Origin of the sequence: Mycobacterium florentinum (assembly GCF_010730355.1) — a bacterium.
Lineage (GTDB): Bacteria > Actinomycetota > Actinomycetes > Mycobacteriales > Mycobacteriaceae > Mycobacterium > Mycobacterium florentinum.
On sequence record NZ_AP022576.1, the window covers coordinates 404,590 to 422,273 of the forward strand.

The 17,684-nt window shown below is 64.8% G+C and carries 15 protein-coding genes; 11 read left to right on the forward strand and 4 right to left on the reverse strand.

Features of this window, described 5'->3' with window-relative positions:
- The first annotated feature begins 367 nt into the window (after positions 1-367).
- From G6N55_RS01985 to G6N55_RS02000, 4 genes are all read left to right on the forward strand, one after another.
- Positions 368-1,870, forward strand: a complete 1,503-nt coding sequence (locus tag G6N55_RS01985; protein ID WP_085220264.1) for a DUF3375 domain-containing protein — start codon at positions 368-370, stop codon at positions 1,868-1,870.
- On the forward strand, positions 1,867-2,589 hold the full coding sequence (locus G6N55_RS01990; RefSeq protein WP_179968112.1) for a DUF4194 domain-containing protein: 723 nt from the start codon (positions 1,867-1,869) through the stop codon (positions 2,587-2,589). The genes G6N55_RS01985 and G6N55_RS01990 overlap by 4 nt, the downstream gene beginning before the upstream one ends.
- The gene (locus G6N55_RS01995; RefSeq protein ID WP_085220263.1) at positions 2,582-5,944 is read left to right on the forward strand and encodes an ATP-binding protein; all 3,363 of its coding nucleotides are present in this window, start codon (positions 2,582-2,584) and stop codon (positions 5,942-5,944) included. The genes G6N55_RS01990 and G6N55_RS01995 overlap by 8 nt, the downstream gene beginning before the upstream one ends.
- 184 nt (positions 5,945-6,128) lie before the next feature.
- Complete coding sequence (locus G6N55_RS02000; RefSeq protein WP_085220262.1) at positions 6,129-6,938, forward strand: NlpC/P60 family protein; 810 nt, start codon at positions 6,129-6,131, stop codon at positions 6,936-6,938.
- Between the two features lie 34 nt (positions 6,939-6,972).
- Here G6N55_RS02000 and G6N55_RS02005 read toward each other — a convergent pair whose 3' ends face one another.
- Complete coding sequence (locus G6N55_RS02005) at positions 6,973-7,329, reverse strand: DUF732 domain-containing protein (protein WP_139826669.1); 357 nt, start codon at positions 7,327-7,329, stop codon at positions 6,973-6,975.
- A 350-nt stretch (positions 7,330-7,679) separates the two neighbouring features.
- Between G6N55_RS02005 and G6N55_RS02010 the strand changes: the two genes are divergently transcribed.
- From G6N55_RS02010 to G6N55_RS02020, 3 genes are all read left to right on the forward strand, one after another.
- Positions 7,680-9,098 (forward strand): amidase, encoded by a 1,419-nt coding sequence (locus G6N55_RS02010; protein ID WP_139826668.1) that lies wholly within the window; start codon positions 7,680-7,682, stop codon positions 9,096-9,098.
- The gene (locus G6N55_RS02015) at positions 9,074-10,591 is read left to right on the forward strand and encodes a wax ester/triacylglycerol synthase family O-acyltransferase (RefSeq protein ID WP_085220260.1); all 1,518 of its coding nucleotides are present in this window, start codon (positions 9,074-9,076) and stop codon (positions 10,589-10,591) included. The genes G6N55_RS02010 and G6N55_RS02015 overlap by 25 nt, the downstream gene beginning before the upstream one ends.
- A 74-nt stretch (positions 10,592-10,665) precedes the next feature.
- Positions 10,666-11,232: an FKBP-type peptidyl-prolyl cis-trans isomerase gene (locus tag G6N55_RS02020; protein ID WP_085220259.1), complete on the forward strand. Its 567-nt coding sequence runs from the start codon at positions 10,666-10,668 to the stop codon at positions 11,230-11,232.
- 236 nt (positions 11,233-11,468) lie between these two features.
- Here the strand turns inward: G6N55_RS02020 and G6N55_RS02025 are convergent, their stop codons facing one another.
- On the reverse strand, positions 11,469-11,915 hold the full coding sequence (locus G6N55_RS02025) for a hypothetical protein (protein ID WP_085220258.1): 447 nt from the start codon (positions 11,913-11,915) through the stop codon (positions 11,469-11,471).
- Between G6N55_RS02025 and G6N55_RS02030 the strand changes: the two genes are divergently transcribed.
- The 3 genes from G6N55_RS02030 to G6N55_RS02040 all read left to right on the forward strand — a co-directional run bounded on the left by G6N55_RS02030 (position 11,905) and on the right by G6N55_RS02040 (position 13,811).
- Complete coding sequence (locus G6N55_RS02030; protein ID WP_232078901.1) at positions 11,905-12,285, forward strand: MBL fold metallo-hydrolase; 381 nt, start codon at positions 11,905-11,907, stop codon at positions 12,283-12,285. The genes G6N55_RS02025 and G6N55_RS02030 overlap by 11 nt on opposite strands.
- A gap of 68 nt (positions 12,286-12,353) precedes the next feature.
- Positions 12,354-12,821 (forward strand): carboxymuconolactone decarboxylase family protein, encoded by a 468-nt coding sequence (locus G6N55_RS02035; protein WP_085220257.1) that lies wholly within the window; start codon positions 12,354-12,356, stop codon positions 12,819-12,821.
- Between the two features lie 39 nt (positions 12,822-12,860).
- Complete coding sequence (locus tag G6N55_RS02040; protein ID WP_232078902.1) at positions 12,861-13,811, forward strand: GGDEF domain-containing protein; 951 nt, start codon at positions 12,861-12,863, stop codon at positions 13,809-13,811.
- Here the strand turns inward: G6N55_RS02040 and G6N55_RS02045 are convergent.
- A complete protein-coding gene (locus G6N55_RS02045) occupies positions 13,808-14,251 on the reverse strand; it encodes a limonene-1,2-epoxide hydrolase family protein (protein ID WP_085220255.1) in 444 nt (147 codons plus the stop codon). The two genes, G6N55_RS02040 and G6N55_RS02045, sit on opposite strands and share 4 nt — an antisense overlap.
- A gap of 190 nt (positions 14,252-14,441) precedes the next feature.
- Here G6N55_RS02045 and G6N55_RS02050 point away from each other — a divergent pair, with 190 nt between their 5' ends.
- Positions 14,442-16,076: an L-lactate permease gene (locus tag G6N55_RS02050; RefSeq protein WP_085220254.1), complete on the forward strand. Its 1,635-nt coding sequence runs from the start codon at positions 14,442-14,444 to the stop codon at positions 16,074-16,076.
- Between the two features lie 15 nt (positions 16,077-16,091).
- Here G6N55_RS02050 and zwf read toward each other — a convergent pair whose 3' ends face one another.
- On the reverse strand, positions 16,092-17,591 hold the full coding sequence (gene zwf / locus G6N55_RS02055) for a glucose-6-phosphate dehydrogenase (protein ID WP_085220565.1): 1,500 nt from the start codon (positions 17,589-17,591) through the stop codon (positions 16,092-16,094).
- Positions 17,592-17,684 lie beyond the last annotated feature (93 nt).

Sequence of the window (17,684 nt, forward strand, 5' to 3'; positions counted from 1 at the left end):
GAGAGGGACGAAGAAGATCGTGACCAGGGTGGTCCTCCAGTTTAACTGCACGAGAACATATTTCGGCCCTGCCATCGAGCCTGACGCATTGTATCGGCGGGATGTTGCAACGATGCCGACCGGTCCTGGGCTGCGCCACGACGCGTTTCCTCGCACCTAAGAGGGCAACGCGTAGCTGTCGGCGAACGTCGGGCGCCGTTCGGGCTGGCCCGACGAAGGCTCGCAGAGCCGCCGCGCAGGACTGCGACCAATGAGGCTTGAGCGATGACTGTGACCAGTGTGACCGACCAAACCAAACCATCCCCCGACACCCCGCCCACCGAACGCGGATTGTCCCCGCCGTGTCATATCTTGGACCGTCCGAGACATGACCGATCGACACGGAGGGCACGTGCTGGACGACGACACAACGCTGTCGCCCGTCGACCTGCTCGAGTGCAATCGCGGCCTACAGGGCTCGCCGACGATCCGCCTGCTGGCCACCCTGAATCTGAACCTGTACGCGACGCTGATGGAGCGTCAGCTCAGCGGCGGCGTGGTCCCCGAGGCGGACCTTGTCGTGCGCCTCGAACGCGACCTCGCCGAACTCGACCAGGCCGGCGAGCAGTCCGGCCTGGCGCTGATCAAGTCCTGGGCCAGTCAGGGCTGGCTGCACCGGGTCGCCGATCAGCGTTCCGGGGTCGAACGCAACCTGTGCTATCTGACCCAGGAGGCTCGTCGGGCGCTCGATTTTCTGCGGGGCATGCGCCGACAGGACACGATCGCCACCGGGGGCTCGATCAATGGCATCGCGTCGCGGCTCAAGCAGGTCGCGTTGCGGGTCGGCAATGACCCGGACCGCATCCGCGCCAGTATCGAAGCCGAAATCGCCTCACTCCAAACCGAACTCGACGCCTTGGAGCAGGGCGATATCTCAGGTGAGGGCAACGAAGACGTCGATCTCACCGATGCCTACGACGAAGCCCACGCCATCGCCCTGCAGATGGAGCGCCTGATCACCGACATCGGGCAGTACGGGATCATGATCGAACGGGCCACGGCAGCCCTCGACGAGCCGATCGACAGCAACATCGAATATCGCGACCGGCAGCGCCGCATGTACGCCGACTACGAGGCCGCCTGGGACTCCCAGGGCCGCGATTCGCACCGCGCCTTTCTGCGCATGATCAACGACCCCGACCAGCGCGCCGAGTTCGAAGCCGACGTCGCCGCGGTCGCCGCGGCCCTGCCGGCCCTGGACCCGGCGCTGCGCAAGGTGATGGCCGGCTTCTTCGAACTGGTCGGCCACCAGATCGACGAAGTCGAACGCATCCAACAGCGCTGCGCGCAGCGGGTCAAGCGGTTCACCGCGTTCGGCACCCTCGAACAGAGCCGCGGCGTGGCCCGTCAGCTCAACGAAGCCATCGGCGCCGCCCGCAACCTGCTCAAAGCGTCGCTGACCGACTCCCGCCTGGATATCGAACTCCCCCTGGCCCGGCACGCGTTCAGTTCTGTTGGCGCGCTGAGCTTCCGGATCGGCGACTTGTCCAATCCCAAGCCTGCCCAGGTCGCCGAGGGCGAGGTCGATCTGACCAGCTTCGCCGCGCTTACCACCCAGGTCGACGCACCCGCGATGTCCGAAATGATCAACACCGCGATCAGCTCGGGGGCGCAACTGTCCCTGCCGGATGCGGTCGCCATGCTCGATTCCGCCTACCTCGGCCACGTCATCGTGTTGTGGTCCTGGGCGCTCAAACAACCAGAAACCGCACAGGGTTCCGAGTCGGTCACCGTCCGCTTCCAATCCCTGGACGGCCGCGACCGGGAAATGGAAGTGCCGCACTTGATATTCACCGAACCGGTCTCCACGTTGCTGGGGGCAACCGCGTGACCGTCGAAGAGATCTTTGAAGGGACCGCGGACTACAGCGGGTTCTCCGCACTGCCCCAGGTCGATCAGACCGCCCGCACCCCGCACCAGCGCCGGCCCCGGTTCGACGGTGACGTGTCGGAGCTGCCGGACCGGGCGTGCTGGGCGCTGCAGCAGCTGCTGACGCGCCGTTACATCAGCGCCGAAGCCGATCGCGACGTTTACACCTGGGTGCTGGAGTACCGCCCACAGCTGTCCGTCAGACTCTCCGAACTGGATCTCTTGCTGCGTATCGTCGAGGGCGCGGACGTGGCGTTCGTCGAGCAGGCCCGCTACGAATCCTCGCGGGGTGTAAAGCTTTTGCGCCGTGAACCGCTGGGCACGTATGACTCGATTTTGGCGCTGCACCTGGCCCAGATGATGCGCGCCTCGGGTGATCAAGCGGTCGTGATCAGCCGCGACGAAATGCACGGATTGTTCGCCGGTGTGCTCAACGACGTCGACCGCGACGCCGTCACGTTCACCGCCCGCATCGACGCTGCCATCACCCGGCTTGCCTCCCTGGAGATCCTGCGCAAGACCCGCGACGACGAGGACAGCTACACCGTCAGCCCGGTCATCAACGCCGTCATGACCGCCTCGGTGATCACCGAACTACAGCAGCAGTTCGAAGTCCTGCTGGGCGGCAGCATCGCCCAGTTGCAGGACGGCGACGACGAGGAGGAACGCGAGGATGACTGAACAGTTCCACTTGTCGCGCCTGCAGGTCATCAACTGGGGCGTCTTCGACGGGTACCACTCGATCCCGTTCAGCGAAGGCGGAGCGTTGATCGCCGGCGCCTCAGGCAGTGGCAAATCCTCACTGCTGGATGCCATTTCGCTCGGCTTCCTGCCGTTCAACCGACGCAACTTCAACGCCTCCGGCGACGCCACCGCGGCGGGTTCCAGCGCCGGCCGGCGCACCGTCGACAAATACGTTCGCGGCGCGTGGGGTCAGCGCTGCGACGGCGGCACCAGCAAGGTGATGTACCTGCGCGGTGACGGCACCGCCTGGTCGGCGATCGCCGTCACTTACACCAGTAACACCGGCCGCACCGTCACCGGCCTGGTGCTCAAATGGCTCACCGGCGAATCCCGGTCGGATTCCTCGAGCCGGTTTGTCCTGGCTGACGGTGATCGCGACATCGAGAACGTCTGCAACCGCTGGGCCGCCGGCCGTTTCGATGCGGCCGTGTTCAAGGACGACTGGCGCTTCTCCACCAAAGTGGAATCGCAGTACCTCGCCCAGCTTTACGCCACCATCGGCATCCGTGCCTCCGACGCCGCGCAGCAGCTGCTCGGCAAGGCCAAATCACTGAAAAGTGTTGGTGGGCTCGAGCAATTCGTCCGGGAATTCATGCTCGACGAGCCCGGCAGCCTGACCCGGCTACCCGAGGCGCTCAAGCAGATCGATCCACTGGTCGACGCCCGCGAGCTGCTGGCCGTGGCGCAACGCAAGCGCAAGATCCTCGGCGACATCGAGAAGATCCAGCAGCGCTACGCCTCGGAATCTTCGGACCTGGGCATCATCGATCTGGTCGACCAGCCGATGGTGCGGGCCTACACCGATCACCTCCGGCTCGCGCAGTGCCCGGCCCAGATCGAATCGCTCGACACCACCATCGACCAGCTCGGCAACGAATACGAGGACGTCACCCGTCAGCTTAATCTCGCTAAGGCCGAAGGTGATTCGCTCAACGCACAGATCAGCGGATCCAGCACCAGCCTGGGGCCGCTGCAGTCGCAGGTGGCCGGCGCCGAGGCGCACGCTGAGCAGGTGTCGCGTCGGCGCACCGCCTACGAAGCCATGCTCAGCACGCACGATCTCGACGTCCCGGACTCCGCCGACGAATTCTGGAATCTGCGTGAGGAACTCAGCACGCGAGCCACGGAGCTGTTGGCCAAACTGGATCGCGGCCGAGAAGCCTCGACCGATGCCGAATACGCCCAGAAGGTCGCCCGCATCGCCCGCGACGACGCCGCCAAGGAGCTCAAACGTGTTGAACACGTGGGCTCGGCGCTTCCGGAGTTCGCGTTGGCAATGCGCGAACACATCTGTGCCGCCGTCGGTGTCAAACCGGAAGAGCTGCCTTACATCGCTGAGCTGATGGATCTGCGGCCCGAGCAGAGCCGCTGGCGCGTCGCGGTGGAGAAGGTGCTGCGCGGCGTGGGTTTGCGGCTGCTGGTGCCCGACCGCCACTACGCGGCGGTGCTGCGGTTCGTCAACGAGACCAACATGGGTGGGCGGCTTCAGCTGCATCACGTCCGCGCCCGCTTCGTCGGCGCCGAGGTCACCGAGGCCGATCCGAACACGTTGGCCGGCAAGCTGTTTGTGGTCGACCCGACGCATGCCTGCGCCGCCGAGGCCGCCGACGTCGTGGCTGCCGCGGGTGATCACGTCTGCGTGGACAGCCCCGAGGTGTTCCCGCGATTCCGGCGCGCCGTCACCGACACCGGCCTTTATAAGGATTCCGAACGCCTGGCCATCAAGGACGACCGCCGTCCACTCAAACAGGCCGACTACATCTACCAGGGCGACGTTGCCGCCAAGATCGACGCGCTGACAGTGGATTTAGCCAACGCCGAAGAGGCGTTTCGCCGCGCCCGCGGTGTTGCGGACGATATCGCCGCCGAGCGCCAGCAGTGGCGGGACCGCGCCGCCGCGTTCAAGGCGATCTGCGATCAGTTCGAGCAGTGGACCCATGTCGACACCGAGACCGCCGACGGGCACGCCGACCGGCTACGCGAGCAGTTCGAGCTGCTGCTGGCCGACAATCCCGATATCGAGGCGCTCACCGCGCGCGCCGAAGAGTGCTGGGAGCAGATCCAGGCTCTAATGACCCGTCGCGGCGCTATCCAGACCCGTCGCGACGATCTCGACGGTCGCCGCACCCGGCTGCTCGAGCTGCAGGAACGGCTCACCCCCGCATTCGTGTCCGAGCCGCTGACCGATCTGTTGAATCGCTACGGCGCCGACGTGCCGGTTTCGCTGGACCTGCTCAACCCCGAGCCGTACCGCGATGCGGTGTTCACCGCGATCCGTCGCGAACGCGAGCAACTGCGCGAAAGTCGCAGGCGCTCATACGATGAGCTGGCGCGCATCCTGAACACGTTCGATACCGCGTTTCCCGACGCGATCCCCAACGACAGCGAGGTGTTCGACGAACGCGTGCACGATTACGTCGCGTTGTGCCGTCACATCGACGAACGGGAACTCCCCGAGGCCTACGAGCGGATGATGCGGCTGGTCACCGAGCAGGCACCCGACGCCATCCTGACCTTGCACCGGGTCGCCGAGCAGGAGGCCCGGCGGATCAGCGAGCAGATCGAACGGGTCAATACCGGCCTAGGTGCGGTGGAGTTCAACCGCGGTACCCGGCTCACGCTGCGCGCCACCTCGCGCAGCCTGACCGCGGTCGCCGAACTCACCGAGATCGTTCGGGCCATCTCACGGCGCATCGCCGAAGTCGGCCTCGGCGACAAGCAGGCCATCTTGGACCAGTACGCCGACATCCTGCGCCTGCGCAACCGATTGGCGTCGACCGCGCCGGAGGACAAGGCCTGGACCCGCGACGCCCTTGACGTCCGAAACCGGTTCACCTTCGACTGCGCCGAATGGGATGTCAGCAGCGACGAGCTGATCCGAACCCACAGCAACGCCGGCGACAACTCCGGTGGCGAGCAGGAGAAGCTGATGGCTTTCTGCCTGGCCGGGGCGTTGAGCTTCAACCTGGCGACGCCCGAAAGTGCGGATAACAAACCGGTTTTCGCCCAGCTCATGCTGGATGAGGCGTTTTCCAAGTCCGACCCGCAATTCGCCCAGCAGGCGTTGCAGGCGTTCCGTAAGTTCGGCTTCCAGCTCGTCATCGTGGCCACGGTGCAGAACGCCACCACGATTCAGCCCTACATCGACAGCGTGGTGATGGTGTCCAAGCGTGAAGCCACCGGCCGCAATGCCCGCCCGGTGGCGACGGTGACCACAAAGACGATCACGGACTTCAGCGCGCTGCGCCACGAGATGCGGACGTCGGCGGCGCTGGTCCCGGCTGGAGTGTGATGCCCGCGAGCTCAGCCCGAAAACCGAAGGGCGCCATTGCCATCGCCGATGCGAACCGCTGGAATCCTTCGCAATGAACGGGCTCGATTGGGAGATCTTTGCCTCGCTCGTGCGGCTGGTCGGCCTAGTATTGCTTGGTCAGCGCGGACTATTCGACTGAGCAGAGGGGCTGTTGAAGCATCGAATGACGTTTCGTGTTCCGATTCTGTTGGCCGGCTGCGTGGTTGGTTTGGTGACCGGTGGCCAAATCGGAGTTTCGCGGGGCGACACCGGTGCGGCCTACCCTTTTTCGTGTGCGCGAGGCTCGTTGACGGCGGATTTCGCTAGCCGTGACGGGCTACCGCAAAGTTCAGTTCCGCCGTCGGAGTGGTACCGCACGAGTGCCGGGGGCCAGTACCTGAATCAGGGGTGGGGTCCGGCAGCGGACGTCCTCCCGCCGCCGGTCATCCCGCAGGGCGCGGGTTGCGATGCCAACACGTGGAAGCGGGAGCGGATCCTCGCGGTGGCCATGCGCTACATCTACGCGCCGGACAACGCGCTGGGGCTGCAATACCGTCACCATCACATTCCCGGCTGGGACCCGCCGGCCTCGACTCACGCCGATGCCCCCGAGGAGAATCCCGACACTGACACCCCGCACGAGGCGGTTGCCTGGAGTTCCGGGCGGGGCCTGGATTGTTCCAATTTCACCGCGTGGGTCTACAACTACGGGTTGGGCATCAAGTTCAACGGCGACGTCCACCAGCAAAACGACGGCCAGGCGGGTCCGATGGGCGGTCGTATTCCCAAGGAAGGGCCCTTCGCGCCCGGGGACCTGATTTATTTGCATCCCAACGGAAGTGAGAGCCAGGCCTCGCATGTGGTGATCTACATCGACGACCAACACATCATCGATAGCCGCGTCAATGCCCAGAACGTCATTGGGGTTCAGATTCGCAATCGGCAGGGTTGGTACCGGTCCGCTGTCCTCGGCGCGTGGCGGCCGATCGTCTGAGCGGTCCGGGATCAGTTACGGCCTGATTCCCGGGTCAGGTGCAAAGCGAGGGCGCATCGCATACGTTGCCGGGGCAATAGATCGAGTGGGCGGCGTTGACCATCGTTCCGACGTCCGGCAACGTCACGCTCCTCTTGTCCAAGTGGGCGTGGACCTCGTCGGCAATCTGTTGTGGCGTCCAACCCCACACGAGGTCGTAGCAGATGAGGTGCGCCTCGCCGATGAGCGCCTCCTCTGTCTGTGGTGGCCAGCTGAGGCCGACGGCGCGCAGTTGCGCGAGGTATGCCTCGTCTTGGGCGGTGGTGGCGGTTGCTGTGGCGGCGCTACCAACCAGCGCGGCGCCAGCGATCATGGGGATGGCGAGTCCAGCGAGCCAGCGTGCTGAGGGCATTTCATTCCCTTCCGTTCTTTTTGCGTTAGCAAGGGCGCCCGTGGGGGCAAAGCTGCACAAACAAGGAGAATAGCGAACGGCAGGCAAGGCAGCTCCTCAACGACAATGTGTTGACGGACGGAGCTGCGCTCCCCATCCCAATCACGGGTGACCACCGCCCGGGCGCCAGGCAGCTCAGCGTGTTTTGACAACGTCGATAGCCTGCCGGCGAAACGCTCGTCTAGCTGGAATTCCTTGTGCCGAAGCCTATCTCACAGTCTCGATTCACCGAGTGGGCGCATCATCGCCGCCGCGCCGTCGTTTCCAAATTGAAGATGGTCCGCATTTCTGCACCGATTGGAAGTCGTCAGGTGAATGCCGTACATGCCTTTCGCGACGATGCCCTCGGCGAGCTCGACGCCGTCGGAATCGTTGCCGCATTGCAAGCGCGTCAAGTGTCGGTACCCGAAGTTGTCGAGGCCGCGATTACGCGCACCGAAGCGGTTAATCCCATCCTCAACGGGCTGGCCTTCGAGACCTTCGACCGCGCGCGGGCCAGAGCCGGGGAAAGTCATGCTGAACGCTTCTTCGGCGGGGTGCCCAGCTTCCTCAAGGACTGTGAAGCCGTAGCCGGTATGCCGACAATGGCGGGCAGCGACGCCTGGGAGCCTCAACCCGCCTCGGCGGACGGTGAATTCGCTCGCGCGTACCTGGCGATGGGAATGGTGCCGCTCGGCTTGACGCGCATGTCGGAATTCGGGTTCAACGCGGCAACCGAGCACCCGCGGCTCGGCGCGGTACGCACTCCATGGAATCCGGAACACACCGCCGGCGGATCATCGTCGGGCTCGGGGGCGTTCGTCGCGGCCGGCGTCGTGCCGATCGCGCAGGGCAACGACGCCGGTGGATCGATCCGAATTCCGGCCTCCTGCAACGGTTTGGTTGGACTCAAGCCGTCGCGGGGCCGGCTGCCAATGGATAAGCAGATGCGCCGGTTGCCGATCGGTCCCATCGAAAACGGGGTGCTGACCCGCTCCGTGCGCGACACCGCGGCGTTTTATCGCGAGGCCGAGCGGCTTCACCACAATCGGAAGTTGCCGGCCATCGGTGACGTCAGCGCGCCCGGACGTGCCCGGCTCCGGATCGCCGTGTGCACGCAGCCCGGCGTAGGCACATGTAGCAGTGGGATTTCGGAGTTGGCGCTGAAGACCGCCGCCGTCCTCGAAGAACTCGGGCATCGCGTCGAACAGGTTGATCAGCCCTTGGTGCCGGCATCCTTCGCCGACGATTACCTGCTGTTCTGTTCTTATTGTGCGTATTTCGTGATGGCGCAGGTGCGGGTTAGCCGCTATGTCGGTGGTCCCGCCGTCGATAGTGACAAGCTGGACAACTTCACCCGTGGTCTGGCTCAGTTGGGTGGCCGCAACCTGCACCGCATGCCGCGGGTGATCGATCGGCTGAAACGACTGCGACGTCGCAGCGCCGGCTTCTTCAATGACTACGACGCGGTGTTGACCCCCACGCTCAATCGGGAAACTCCACGCGTTGGGTACTTTGACCCCACCGCTGACTGTCAACGGGTCATCGATCGACTCACCGATTGGGTCGTGTTCCTCCCGCAGTACAACATCACCGGGGAGCCGTCGATCTCGCTGCCCCTGGCCGAATCGGGAGCAGGCATGCCGGTGGGAATGATGCTGGCAGCCGACATCGGGCAGGAGGCGCGGCTGCTGGAGCTGGCCTACGAACTTGAAGAGGCGCAACCGTGGCGACAAATCCAGTCCGCCTAAATCCGCACGACGCGGGCCGGCTGCGCTCGGAATTATCCGCGGTTGATCACCTGATGCTTCGGGGTGAGGCAAACCCGCGTTTACGCTCGGGGTTCATCTCGGTGGAAATCCTTGATAACCAGCCGGATTGGGATCGGTTCCGGGCTCGCGCCGAGGATGTCTCTCGGCGGGTGCTGCGGCCGCGGCAGAAGGTGGTCGTGCCGGTCTTACCCACGGCCGCGCCACGCTGGGTGATAGATCCCGAGTTCAATATCGAGTTTCATGTCCGACGGGTGCGCGTGCCGGGACCCGGCACCTTGCGCGAGCTGTTCGACATGGCCGAGGTGATGCTGCAGTCGCCGTTCGACATTGCCCGGCCGTTGTGGACTGCCACCCTCGTCGAAGGTCTGACCGACGGCAGGGCCGCAGCGCTGCTACACCTCAGCCATGCGGTGGTCGACGGTGTCGGCAGCGTGAAGATGTTCGCGCCCATCTACGACCTGGAACGAAATCCGCCCGCGGAACCGACTCCCCCGCAACCGGTCCCACAGGATTTGTCCGCCAAGGAATTGATGCGAGAAGGCGTCGCTCGCCTGCCCGGTGTGTTCGCGTCCGGGGTCCGGGGTGCGCTGTCCACGATCGGCCGTGCGGCCCGTGACCCAGCGGCGACCGTGACGGGGGTCGTTGGCTACGCCCGCTCGAGTGCGCGCATCCTGCAGCCCGCGGCCGGGCCTTCGCCGTTGCTGCGCAGCCGCGGCGTGGCGACCCGGACCGAAGCGCTCGACATGGAACTCCACGACCTGGACCAGGCGGCCAAAGCCTGCGACGGGTCGATCAACGAGGTCTACCTCGCCGGTCTATGCGCCGTGTTGCGGCGCTACCACTGCGCCTTTGGCACTGCGATCAGCACACTGCCCATGGTCGTGCCGGTGAACTTGCGCACCGAAGACGACCCAACCGGCGGCAATAAGTTCGCCGCCGTCGGCCTGGCGGCACCGGTCGGCGCGCCCGACCCGGCGGAGCGCATTCACCAGATCCGCGCGCAGATGACGCGGCGCCGCGAGGAGCCCGCCAAGGGCCTGATCGGCGCCGTTGCGCCCGCACTGAGCATGCTGCCCACGCCGGTGTTGGTACAGCTGATGCTCCGGTCGGCCGCGGCATCGGACGTGCTGGCGACCAACATCCCACTCTACTCGCAGGACACCTACCTTTGCGGCGCAAAGGTATTGCGGCAGTATGGGTTTGGTCCGATGAACGGCACGGCGGTGGAATTTGCCCTGGTGTCCAGGGGCGGGATGTGCACCATCACCGCTCGCTACGACCGGGCCGCCGTCCAGCGGGAAAGGTTGTTCGCCCAATGCCTGCTGGAGGGCTTCAATGAAGTCCTCGCCTTGGCCGGTGAACCCGCCCCGTGTGCCGTGCCGGCATCCTTCAGCGCGCGCGACCCCACTTCCTCAACCAGGTTGGTTGCGATGCGTGACCGCCCCCGAGGAATACCCGCAGGCCAGTCATAGCCAACTGAGACCTCGGGTGCGGGCAAACCACGCGAACACGGGTCCGCGACCCAGGAAAAGCGGGTGGCTGTAGCGTGACGCCCGTGAACTCTCTCCGGGTGTACTCCTCGATCGTGATCGCGGCCTGTGCCGCGGCAACCGTTCTGATGCTCGCTGGAACGGGTACGGCAACCGCGGCCGGCTCGTGCCCAACCGCAGCAGCGCCGGCCGGTGGAACGCCTGATTGGACGCTTTCCGGGACCACCGGCAGCGTCGCCGTCATCGGATCCACCGATACGACCGCCCCGCGCGTGACGGTGACGGCACCGTTCAGCGTGAACCAGACCCAGGTGCATACGCTGCACGCCGGAGACGGACCGGTGGTCTCACCCACTGCCAAGGTTTCCGTCTGCTACATGGGTGTCAACGGACGTGACGGGTCCGTGTTCGACAGCAGCTACGATCGGGGCGCCCCGGTCGACTTCCCGCTCACTGGAGTGGTGCCGGGCTTCCAGAAGGCCATCGCCGGACAGAAGGTCGGGTCTACGGTCGCCGTCGCGATGGTCCCCGCGGATGGGTACCCCGAGGGCCAGCCCAGCGCGGGGATCCGGCCGGGCGACTCGCTGATCTTCGCGATCAAAATCCTCAGCGCCGCCGGCTGAACCGCAGGGCACGCCGGTACATCGGCCAATTGCATTGCCGCCGAGCGTATTCGCTGCGATAGCGGACGATGCTACCGTGGAAACAGGTATGCAATCAGGCTGAGAACGAGTGCTGCGATCCCTGAAATTCCAGCGACGATTGTCCAGGTATCCCTGCGAGGGCGGCGGGCGAAGACGACCAATCGAGGGTCTGACCGCGCCCCGAACATGCAGTCGCCCAGCCGATTTAGCCTGATCTATGCCTCGGCCTTGGCGGCAAACGCATAGACGACGTTGGTCTCTGCGCTGGTGATGCCGGAGTGACGAATGTAATCGAGATTCGCGGTGTGCACCCGGTCGCGATCCTGCGGCGAGAGCTGCTCGATGGTGCCGCGGTACCCCGAGCCGAGTATCGCCGCCCACCATGCCTCGGGCGATGTGATCGCATGCGCCCCGGATTCGGCGATGACTTCGGCCTGACCAACCCCGCCCTCCCGCAACACTTCACGCAGTGACACCGGATCGCAGATGCGATCCCATGGATTGAAGCCCTTGTAGAGATCGGGCCGAACCTCGCGAATCGATGCCCAGAAGGCGGTATTGGCGGGCTCGAGAAACCGTGGTCCCCAGGTGGTGATCGCCAGCGTGCCTCCCCAGCGCACGTTGTCCCACAACGCCCGTACCGCGGCGCCGATGTCGGGCACGAAGAAGACACCGAAAAAGCCGGATCCGCAGATCCTCGACGACCAGGCGCTGGTAGTCCACGTGCGCGGGCTCGGGCTTGTCGTATTGACCGGGTGTGGCCACGGCGGGGCGATCAACATCGCGCGCCACGCGATGCGGCTCACCGGTGTCGATCGGTTGCACGGCCTGCTCGGCGGCTTTCACCTGACCGGTCCCGGCTTCGAGCCGATCATCGAACCCACCGTCGACGTGCTCGTCGAGTTGTCCCCCGGTCTCGTGGTCCCGGCGCACTGCACTGGATGGCGCGCCCAGCACCGCTTCGCCGCATCGCTGCCGGACGCTTTCGTGCCCAACGCCGTCGGTACCTCGTTCGTGCTCGCCGCCGCATAGATCTGGAATACTAAGTGCCACAATAACGTTCGCTTGTCGACCCGTTAGCGCGGGTGTACCGTGCCGCCATGAGGAATAGATTCAAGACGTGCGCGGCCGTATCAGCCGCCGCGCTGATCATCAGTGGGAGCCCATCCATCGCGCCGCGCAGTACTGCCGACGGGTGTGGCGATGTCGCTCCGGCTCTGGTGCCTCCGAGCGGCTCTGCCGGTCCCGTGCCGGTGCCGCAAGCGCCGTCGGGCAATCCGCCGTGGCTTGCGGCGGTGCAACAGCACGACCCTCAATTTGGCGCCTCGTATCAAGGGATGCGGGAGCGGATCCTCAAAGACGGTGCCATTCCAGCCAAGTACAAGTTCCTGATGGGGATGGTCACCGACACGATCGCCGCGCATCCCGATGGTGTCAGGTCGCTCGCCGACAACGCTCGCGCCGCGGGCGCATCGGAGGCTGAAATCACCGAGGCGGTCGAAGTCGGATACCTCTACGGCGGTACCGCCGCGCTCGTGATGGGCGTCAACGCTTTCCCGGGCAACTGATCGTGGGAAAGGAATCCAACGTGCCCTTATTCTGAGCACGTGCCATGGCGTGCCGAACCCCGACCGACAACGAGGGTTTGGCATGGCATCGGCCTGACGGCGTTTCTTTCGATGCTCGTCCTCTATGCGGGGGCGGGGTACTTCTACGATGCGGGATTCAGCCATGGGTTTCTTTGGGTTCTCGGCGGCGGCGTCGTCGTTGCGGGGATCGTCGCGTTCGTCGGCCGGTGGCGAGGTTGGCAAGAGCGGCGCGCCCTGTTGTTCGGGTGGCCGGTGGCGTCGTTGCTCGCGACGGTTCTGGTTGGCGCGGTTGCGCCGGCTGCGACCCGGAACCTTCCCGGCATAATCACCGTCACGTTCGGCTATATCGGCCTCACCTGCTCGCGCTGGCGCTCGCTCGCTTTCGTCCCGCTCGGTGTTGTGGCGTTCGTCGTCGGTGGCAGCAAGGTCCTGCCGGGTGCGTTGACCACCGTCGTGTTGGCCGCGGCCATGTGGGTGATCGTCGCGGAGGTCCCGGCGTGGCTCATCTCGCAACTCGAGGAGCAAAGCGCGCTGCTGCGCAAGATCGCGCACACCGACGCGCTGACCCAACTGTTCGATCGCAGCACGCTCGGACCGCAGTTGACAGCGCACGCCAACACTTCGGCCGTGGTGCTTATCGACCTCGATAACTTCAAGCGCTACAACGACGGTCACGGCCACGAGGCCGGCGACGATCTTTTGATCGCCTTCGCCGACGCGATCCGATGGTCGGTCCGCAACGAGGATGTCGCCTTCCGTATCGGCGGCGACGAATTCCTGCTGATGCTTGTCGACGCCGACCGCACCGAGGCCGAGCAGGTCCTGGATCGGCTTCGGCATCGCTGGGCCGAATTCGGCGAACCGGTGGGCTTCAGCGCTGGGATCGCTTCCGGGGAGCAAGATCTCATGCGACTCGCGGACGAGCACATGTATGCCGACAAGCGTTCCCGCGATTCGTCCGCCGACTAGGCGAGCGCGTCGAACATGTGGGCCGCTTCGATGCCGATCTGCTTTGCGACGTGGCTGGTGTCCCAATACTCACGCCAGTGGGTGATTGCACCGTCGCGGACCTCGAAGACCGCAATGACGTGGAACGTGACGGGCTGGCCACCGCCCAACGCATTCACGTCGATTCGTTCGACGACGACGGTGTCACCGGTCGACACAATGGTGCGGATTTCGCTCCCCTCGATCATTCCCGTCGAGAGGCTGTTGTGCTTCTCCAGCTCGGCGCGTGCGGCGTCGCGTCCGGAGATCACGGGCGAGAGCGGCACATGGAGCTGCCACACGAAGTCCTCGGCCACCAGGGCGATCGCCGCGTCGATGTCGATGGTCTGCCCGTAGAAGGCATGGACGAAGTCGAGCACCAGCTGCTCGGTGTCGTTCTTTGCGGCAACGCTGTGTGGCATGGTCTCTTCCTTTGCTAGTCGCCGGTCTCGTCGAATGCAGCCAGCGGGCTGCCAGTGCGTAAGCTGGTGGAGACTCTACGCCTAAATAAACTGGTTGATTTAATCCTCTTCCAAATCTGGTGTAGACATTCGTGGTTGTCATGTGATTGATCCGAGGCATAGCGTCGTTTGTGATCCATAAGGTGCCTATATGTATCGGCAGATCCTTGATCCACTCGCTCACTCTCTGGGTTTGAGTTCACTCGTCGCGGCCGTGCCATTGGCGATGCTCTTCGTGATGCTTGGCGTTTTGCGTTTGCGAGCGTGGATGGCTTCACTGCTCTCGCTGGCCGTGGCGGTCGCGATCGCGGTTGCCGTGTACCGCATGCCAATCGGCCAGGCGCTGTTGGCCGGTGGCCAGGGCGCCGTCTTCGGGTTCTTCCCGATCCTCTGGATCGTGATCAACGCGATCTGGGTTTACCAGATGACCGTGCAGACAGGACATTTCGACGTGCTGCGGCGCAGTTTCGCAAGCGTCAGCGACGATCACCGCATCCAGGCGATCATTATCGCGTTTTCCTTCGGCGCACTGCTCGAAGCGTTGGCCGGATTCGGCGCGCCGGTGGCGGTCACCTCGGTGATGCTGCTCGCCCTGGGCTTCAAGCCGCTCAAGGCCGCCGTGCTCGCGCTGGTCGCCAACACCGCGCCGGTCGCCTTCGGGGCGATGGCCACACCGATCATCACGCTCGGCAAGGTTTCCGGACTGTCCAGTGACGCGCTCGGCGCGATGGTCGGGCGTCAAACCCCCATCATGGCCGTCTTCGTCCCACTGGCCCTGGTGGCTATCGCCGACGGTCGCCGCGGAATTCGGGAGACCTGGCCCGCGGCCGTGACCGCCGGCGTGGTGTTCGGCATCGGTCAGTACGCCACCTCGAACTTCGTGTCCGTGCCGCTGGCCGACGTGGTGGCCTCGTTGCTATCCGCCGGTGCCGTGGTGTTGCTGCTGCGCGTCACGCGTCCGCAAACGGTACGGCGCGCGGCGGTGGTCGCGGGCGGTGCGGCCGACACGCTATCCCCCGAATTCGAAGCCAACCTCGGGCGGCCGGAATCACGCGCCGAGGTGGCCCGCGCCTACGCGCCCTACGCGATCATCATTGCCATCTTCGTGATCTGTCAGATCGCGGCGGTGAAGCGGTATCTCGAACACGCGACCTTCATCGTGCACTGGCCGGGACTGCACTTGATCACCGCCAAGGGCGGCCCATCGGCGCTTCCGAGCTTCACCTTCAATCTGCTGACCACGCCGGGCACCCAGATGCTCGTGGCGGGCATCGTTTCCATGGTGGTGCTGCGCCTGTCGGTGGCCGGCGCGATCAAGGCCTACGGGGCGACGCTGTATCAGCTCCGCTGGGCAATCATCACCGTAATGGCAGTTCTGGCACTGGCTTTCGTGATGAACGCCTCCGGCCAGACCATCACTTTGGGCACCTGGATGGCCGGGGCGGGGGGCGCTTTCGCGCTGCTCTCCCCCATTCTCGGTTGGCTCGGTGTCGCGGTTACCGGGTCCGATACCTCGTCGAACTCCCTATTCGGTGCCCTCCAGGTGACCGCGGCCGCCAAGGCGGGGCTCTCTCCGCTGCTGATGGTCGCGGGCAACAGCTCCGGTGGTGTGCTGGGCAAGATGATCTCGCCGCAGAACCTCGCGATCGCGGCCGCGGCGGTCGACGTACACGGAAAAGAAGGCGACATTTTCCGCAGGGTTCTGTTGTGGAGCGTGGTGTTCCTGGTCTTCATTTGCATCCTGTCGGGACTGCAGGCATCGGTGCTGTCCTGGATGGTGTCTTGATGCAGGCCCGCGTGACTAGGCTCTGTTTTCGCGCCAGCCCCGCTCGAACGGCAACCGCCACGCGTTGGGCGCGATCAATTGGTGAATAGCGTTGGGGCCCCACGTCCCGGGCGGGTACACCTTGGCCGGCGGCGGGTCGTCGAGCAGCGCTTGCGAACGCTCCCATAGTGATTCGATGCCCTCGGCGGTGGTGAACAGCGTGTGGTCGCCGCGCATCGCATCGAGAAAGAGCCGCTCGTAGGCCTCCAGCGTCTGGTCCGCGGTGTCGATCTCCTGCGACGAGAACTGCATCGACAACTTGTCGAGCTTCATCCCGGGGCCGGGCCGCTTGCCGTAGAAGGACAGCGACACCTTCGAGTTGTCGGCGAGGTCGAATGTCAGGTGGTCGGGTCCCTGGGTTCCCACTCCTGACCCCGGCGGGAACATGCTGCGCGGAGCTTCTTTGAAGGCGATGGAGATGATGCGGATGCCTTCCGCCATCTTCTTGCCGGTGCGTAGGTAGATCGGCACCCCGGCCCAGCGCCAGTTGTCGATGCCGACCTTGAGCGCGATGAAGGTCTCGGTGTCGGAATCGTCTGCCACTCCGGGCTCCCCGCGGTACCCGTTGTATTGGCCGCGCACCACATCGGAGCATTTCACCGGGAGCATCGAGCGGAACACCTTGTTCTTCTCTTCGCTGATGGCATAGGGCTCGAGGGCGGTCGGCGGCTCCATCACCACGAACGCCATCACCTGGAACAGGTGGGTCACCACCATGTCCTTGTAGGCGCCGGTGCTTTCGTAGAAGTTCGCCCGCTGATCCAGCCCCAGGGTTTCGGGAATGTCGATCTGAATGTGGTCGATGAAGTTGCGGTTCCAGATCGGCTCGAAGAGGCCGTTGGCGAAGCGGAACGCCAGGATGTTTTGGGCCGCTTCCTTGCCCAGGAAATGGTCGATGCGGAAAATCTGCGATTCGTCGAACGTCTCGTGCAGGAAGTCGTTGAGGGCCACTGCGCTTTTCAAGTCGGTGCCGAACGGTTTTTCCATCACCACTCGGGAGCGCTCGACGAGATTCGCGTCGCTCAGCATGGTGATGACGTCACGGGCCGCTTTCGGCGGGACTGACAAGTAGTGCAGGCGACGCACTTTCGGCCCCAGGTTGCTTTCGGCTTCGGCGACCGCGGCGGCCAGCGCCGCGGGTCCGGCGCGCTGCGGGACGTAGCGCACGATCTTCGAGAAGTCGGCCCACTGTTCGGGCGTGAGCTTGTGGGTCCCATATGAATCGATCGCGTTCTTCGCGATGTCCCGGAACTCGTCGTCGCTCAACTCTTCCAGCGACGTCGCAACGACCTGGATATCGGGTGCCAGCTCGGACTGATCCAGATAAGCCAGGCCGGAGATCAGCTTGCGCTTCGCCAGGTCCCCCGTCGCACCGAACAGCACGATGACGTGGGGATCGAGCGGGTCGTAGTCGTGGCGGCGCGGACGCGATTCCGGCGCCGGGTAAGAGATCGTCTGCGGTTTCTTATCGGCCACGCCCGTGATACTTCCACTGTCGCGCTGTCTGCGCAGCCGCTGCCGTCGGATCAACTTCTCCAAAATCAGAAGTTCATCTCCGATCGGTAGCGA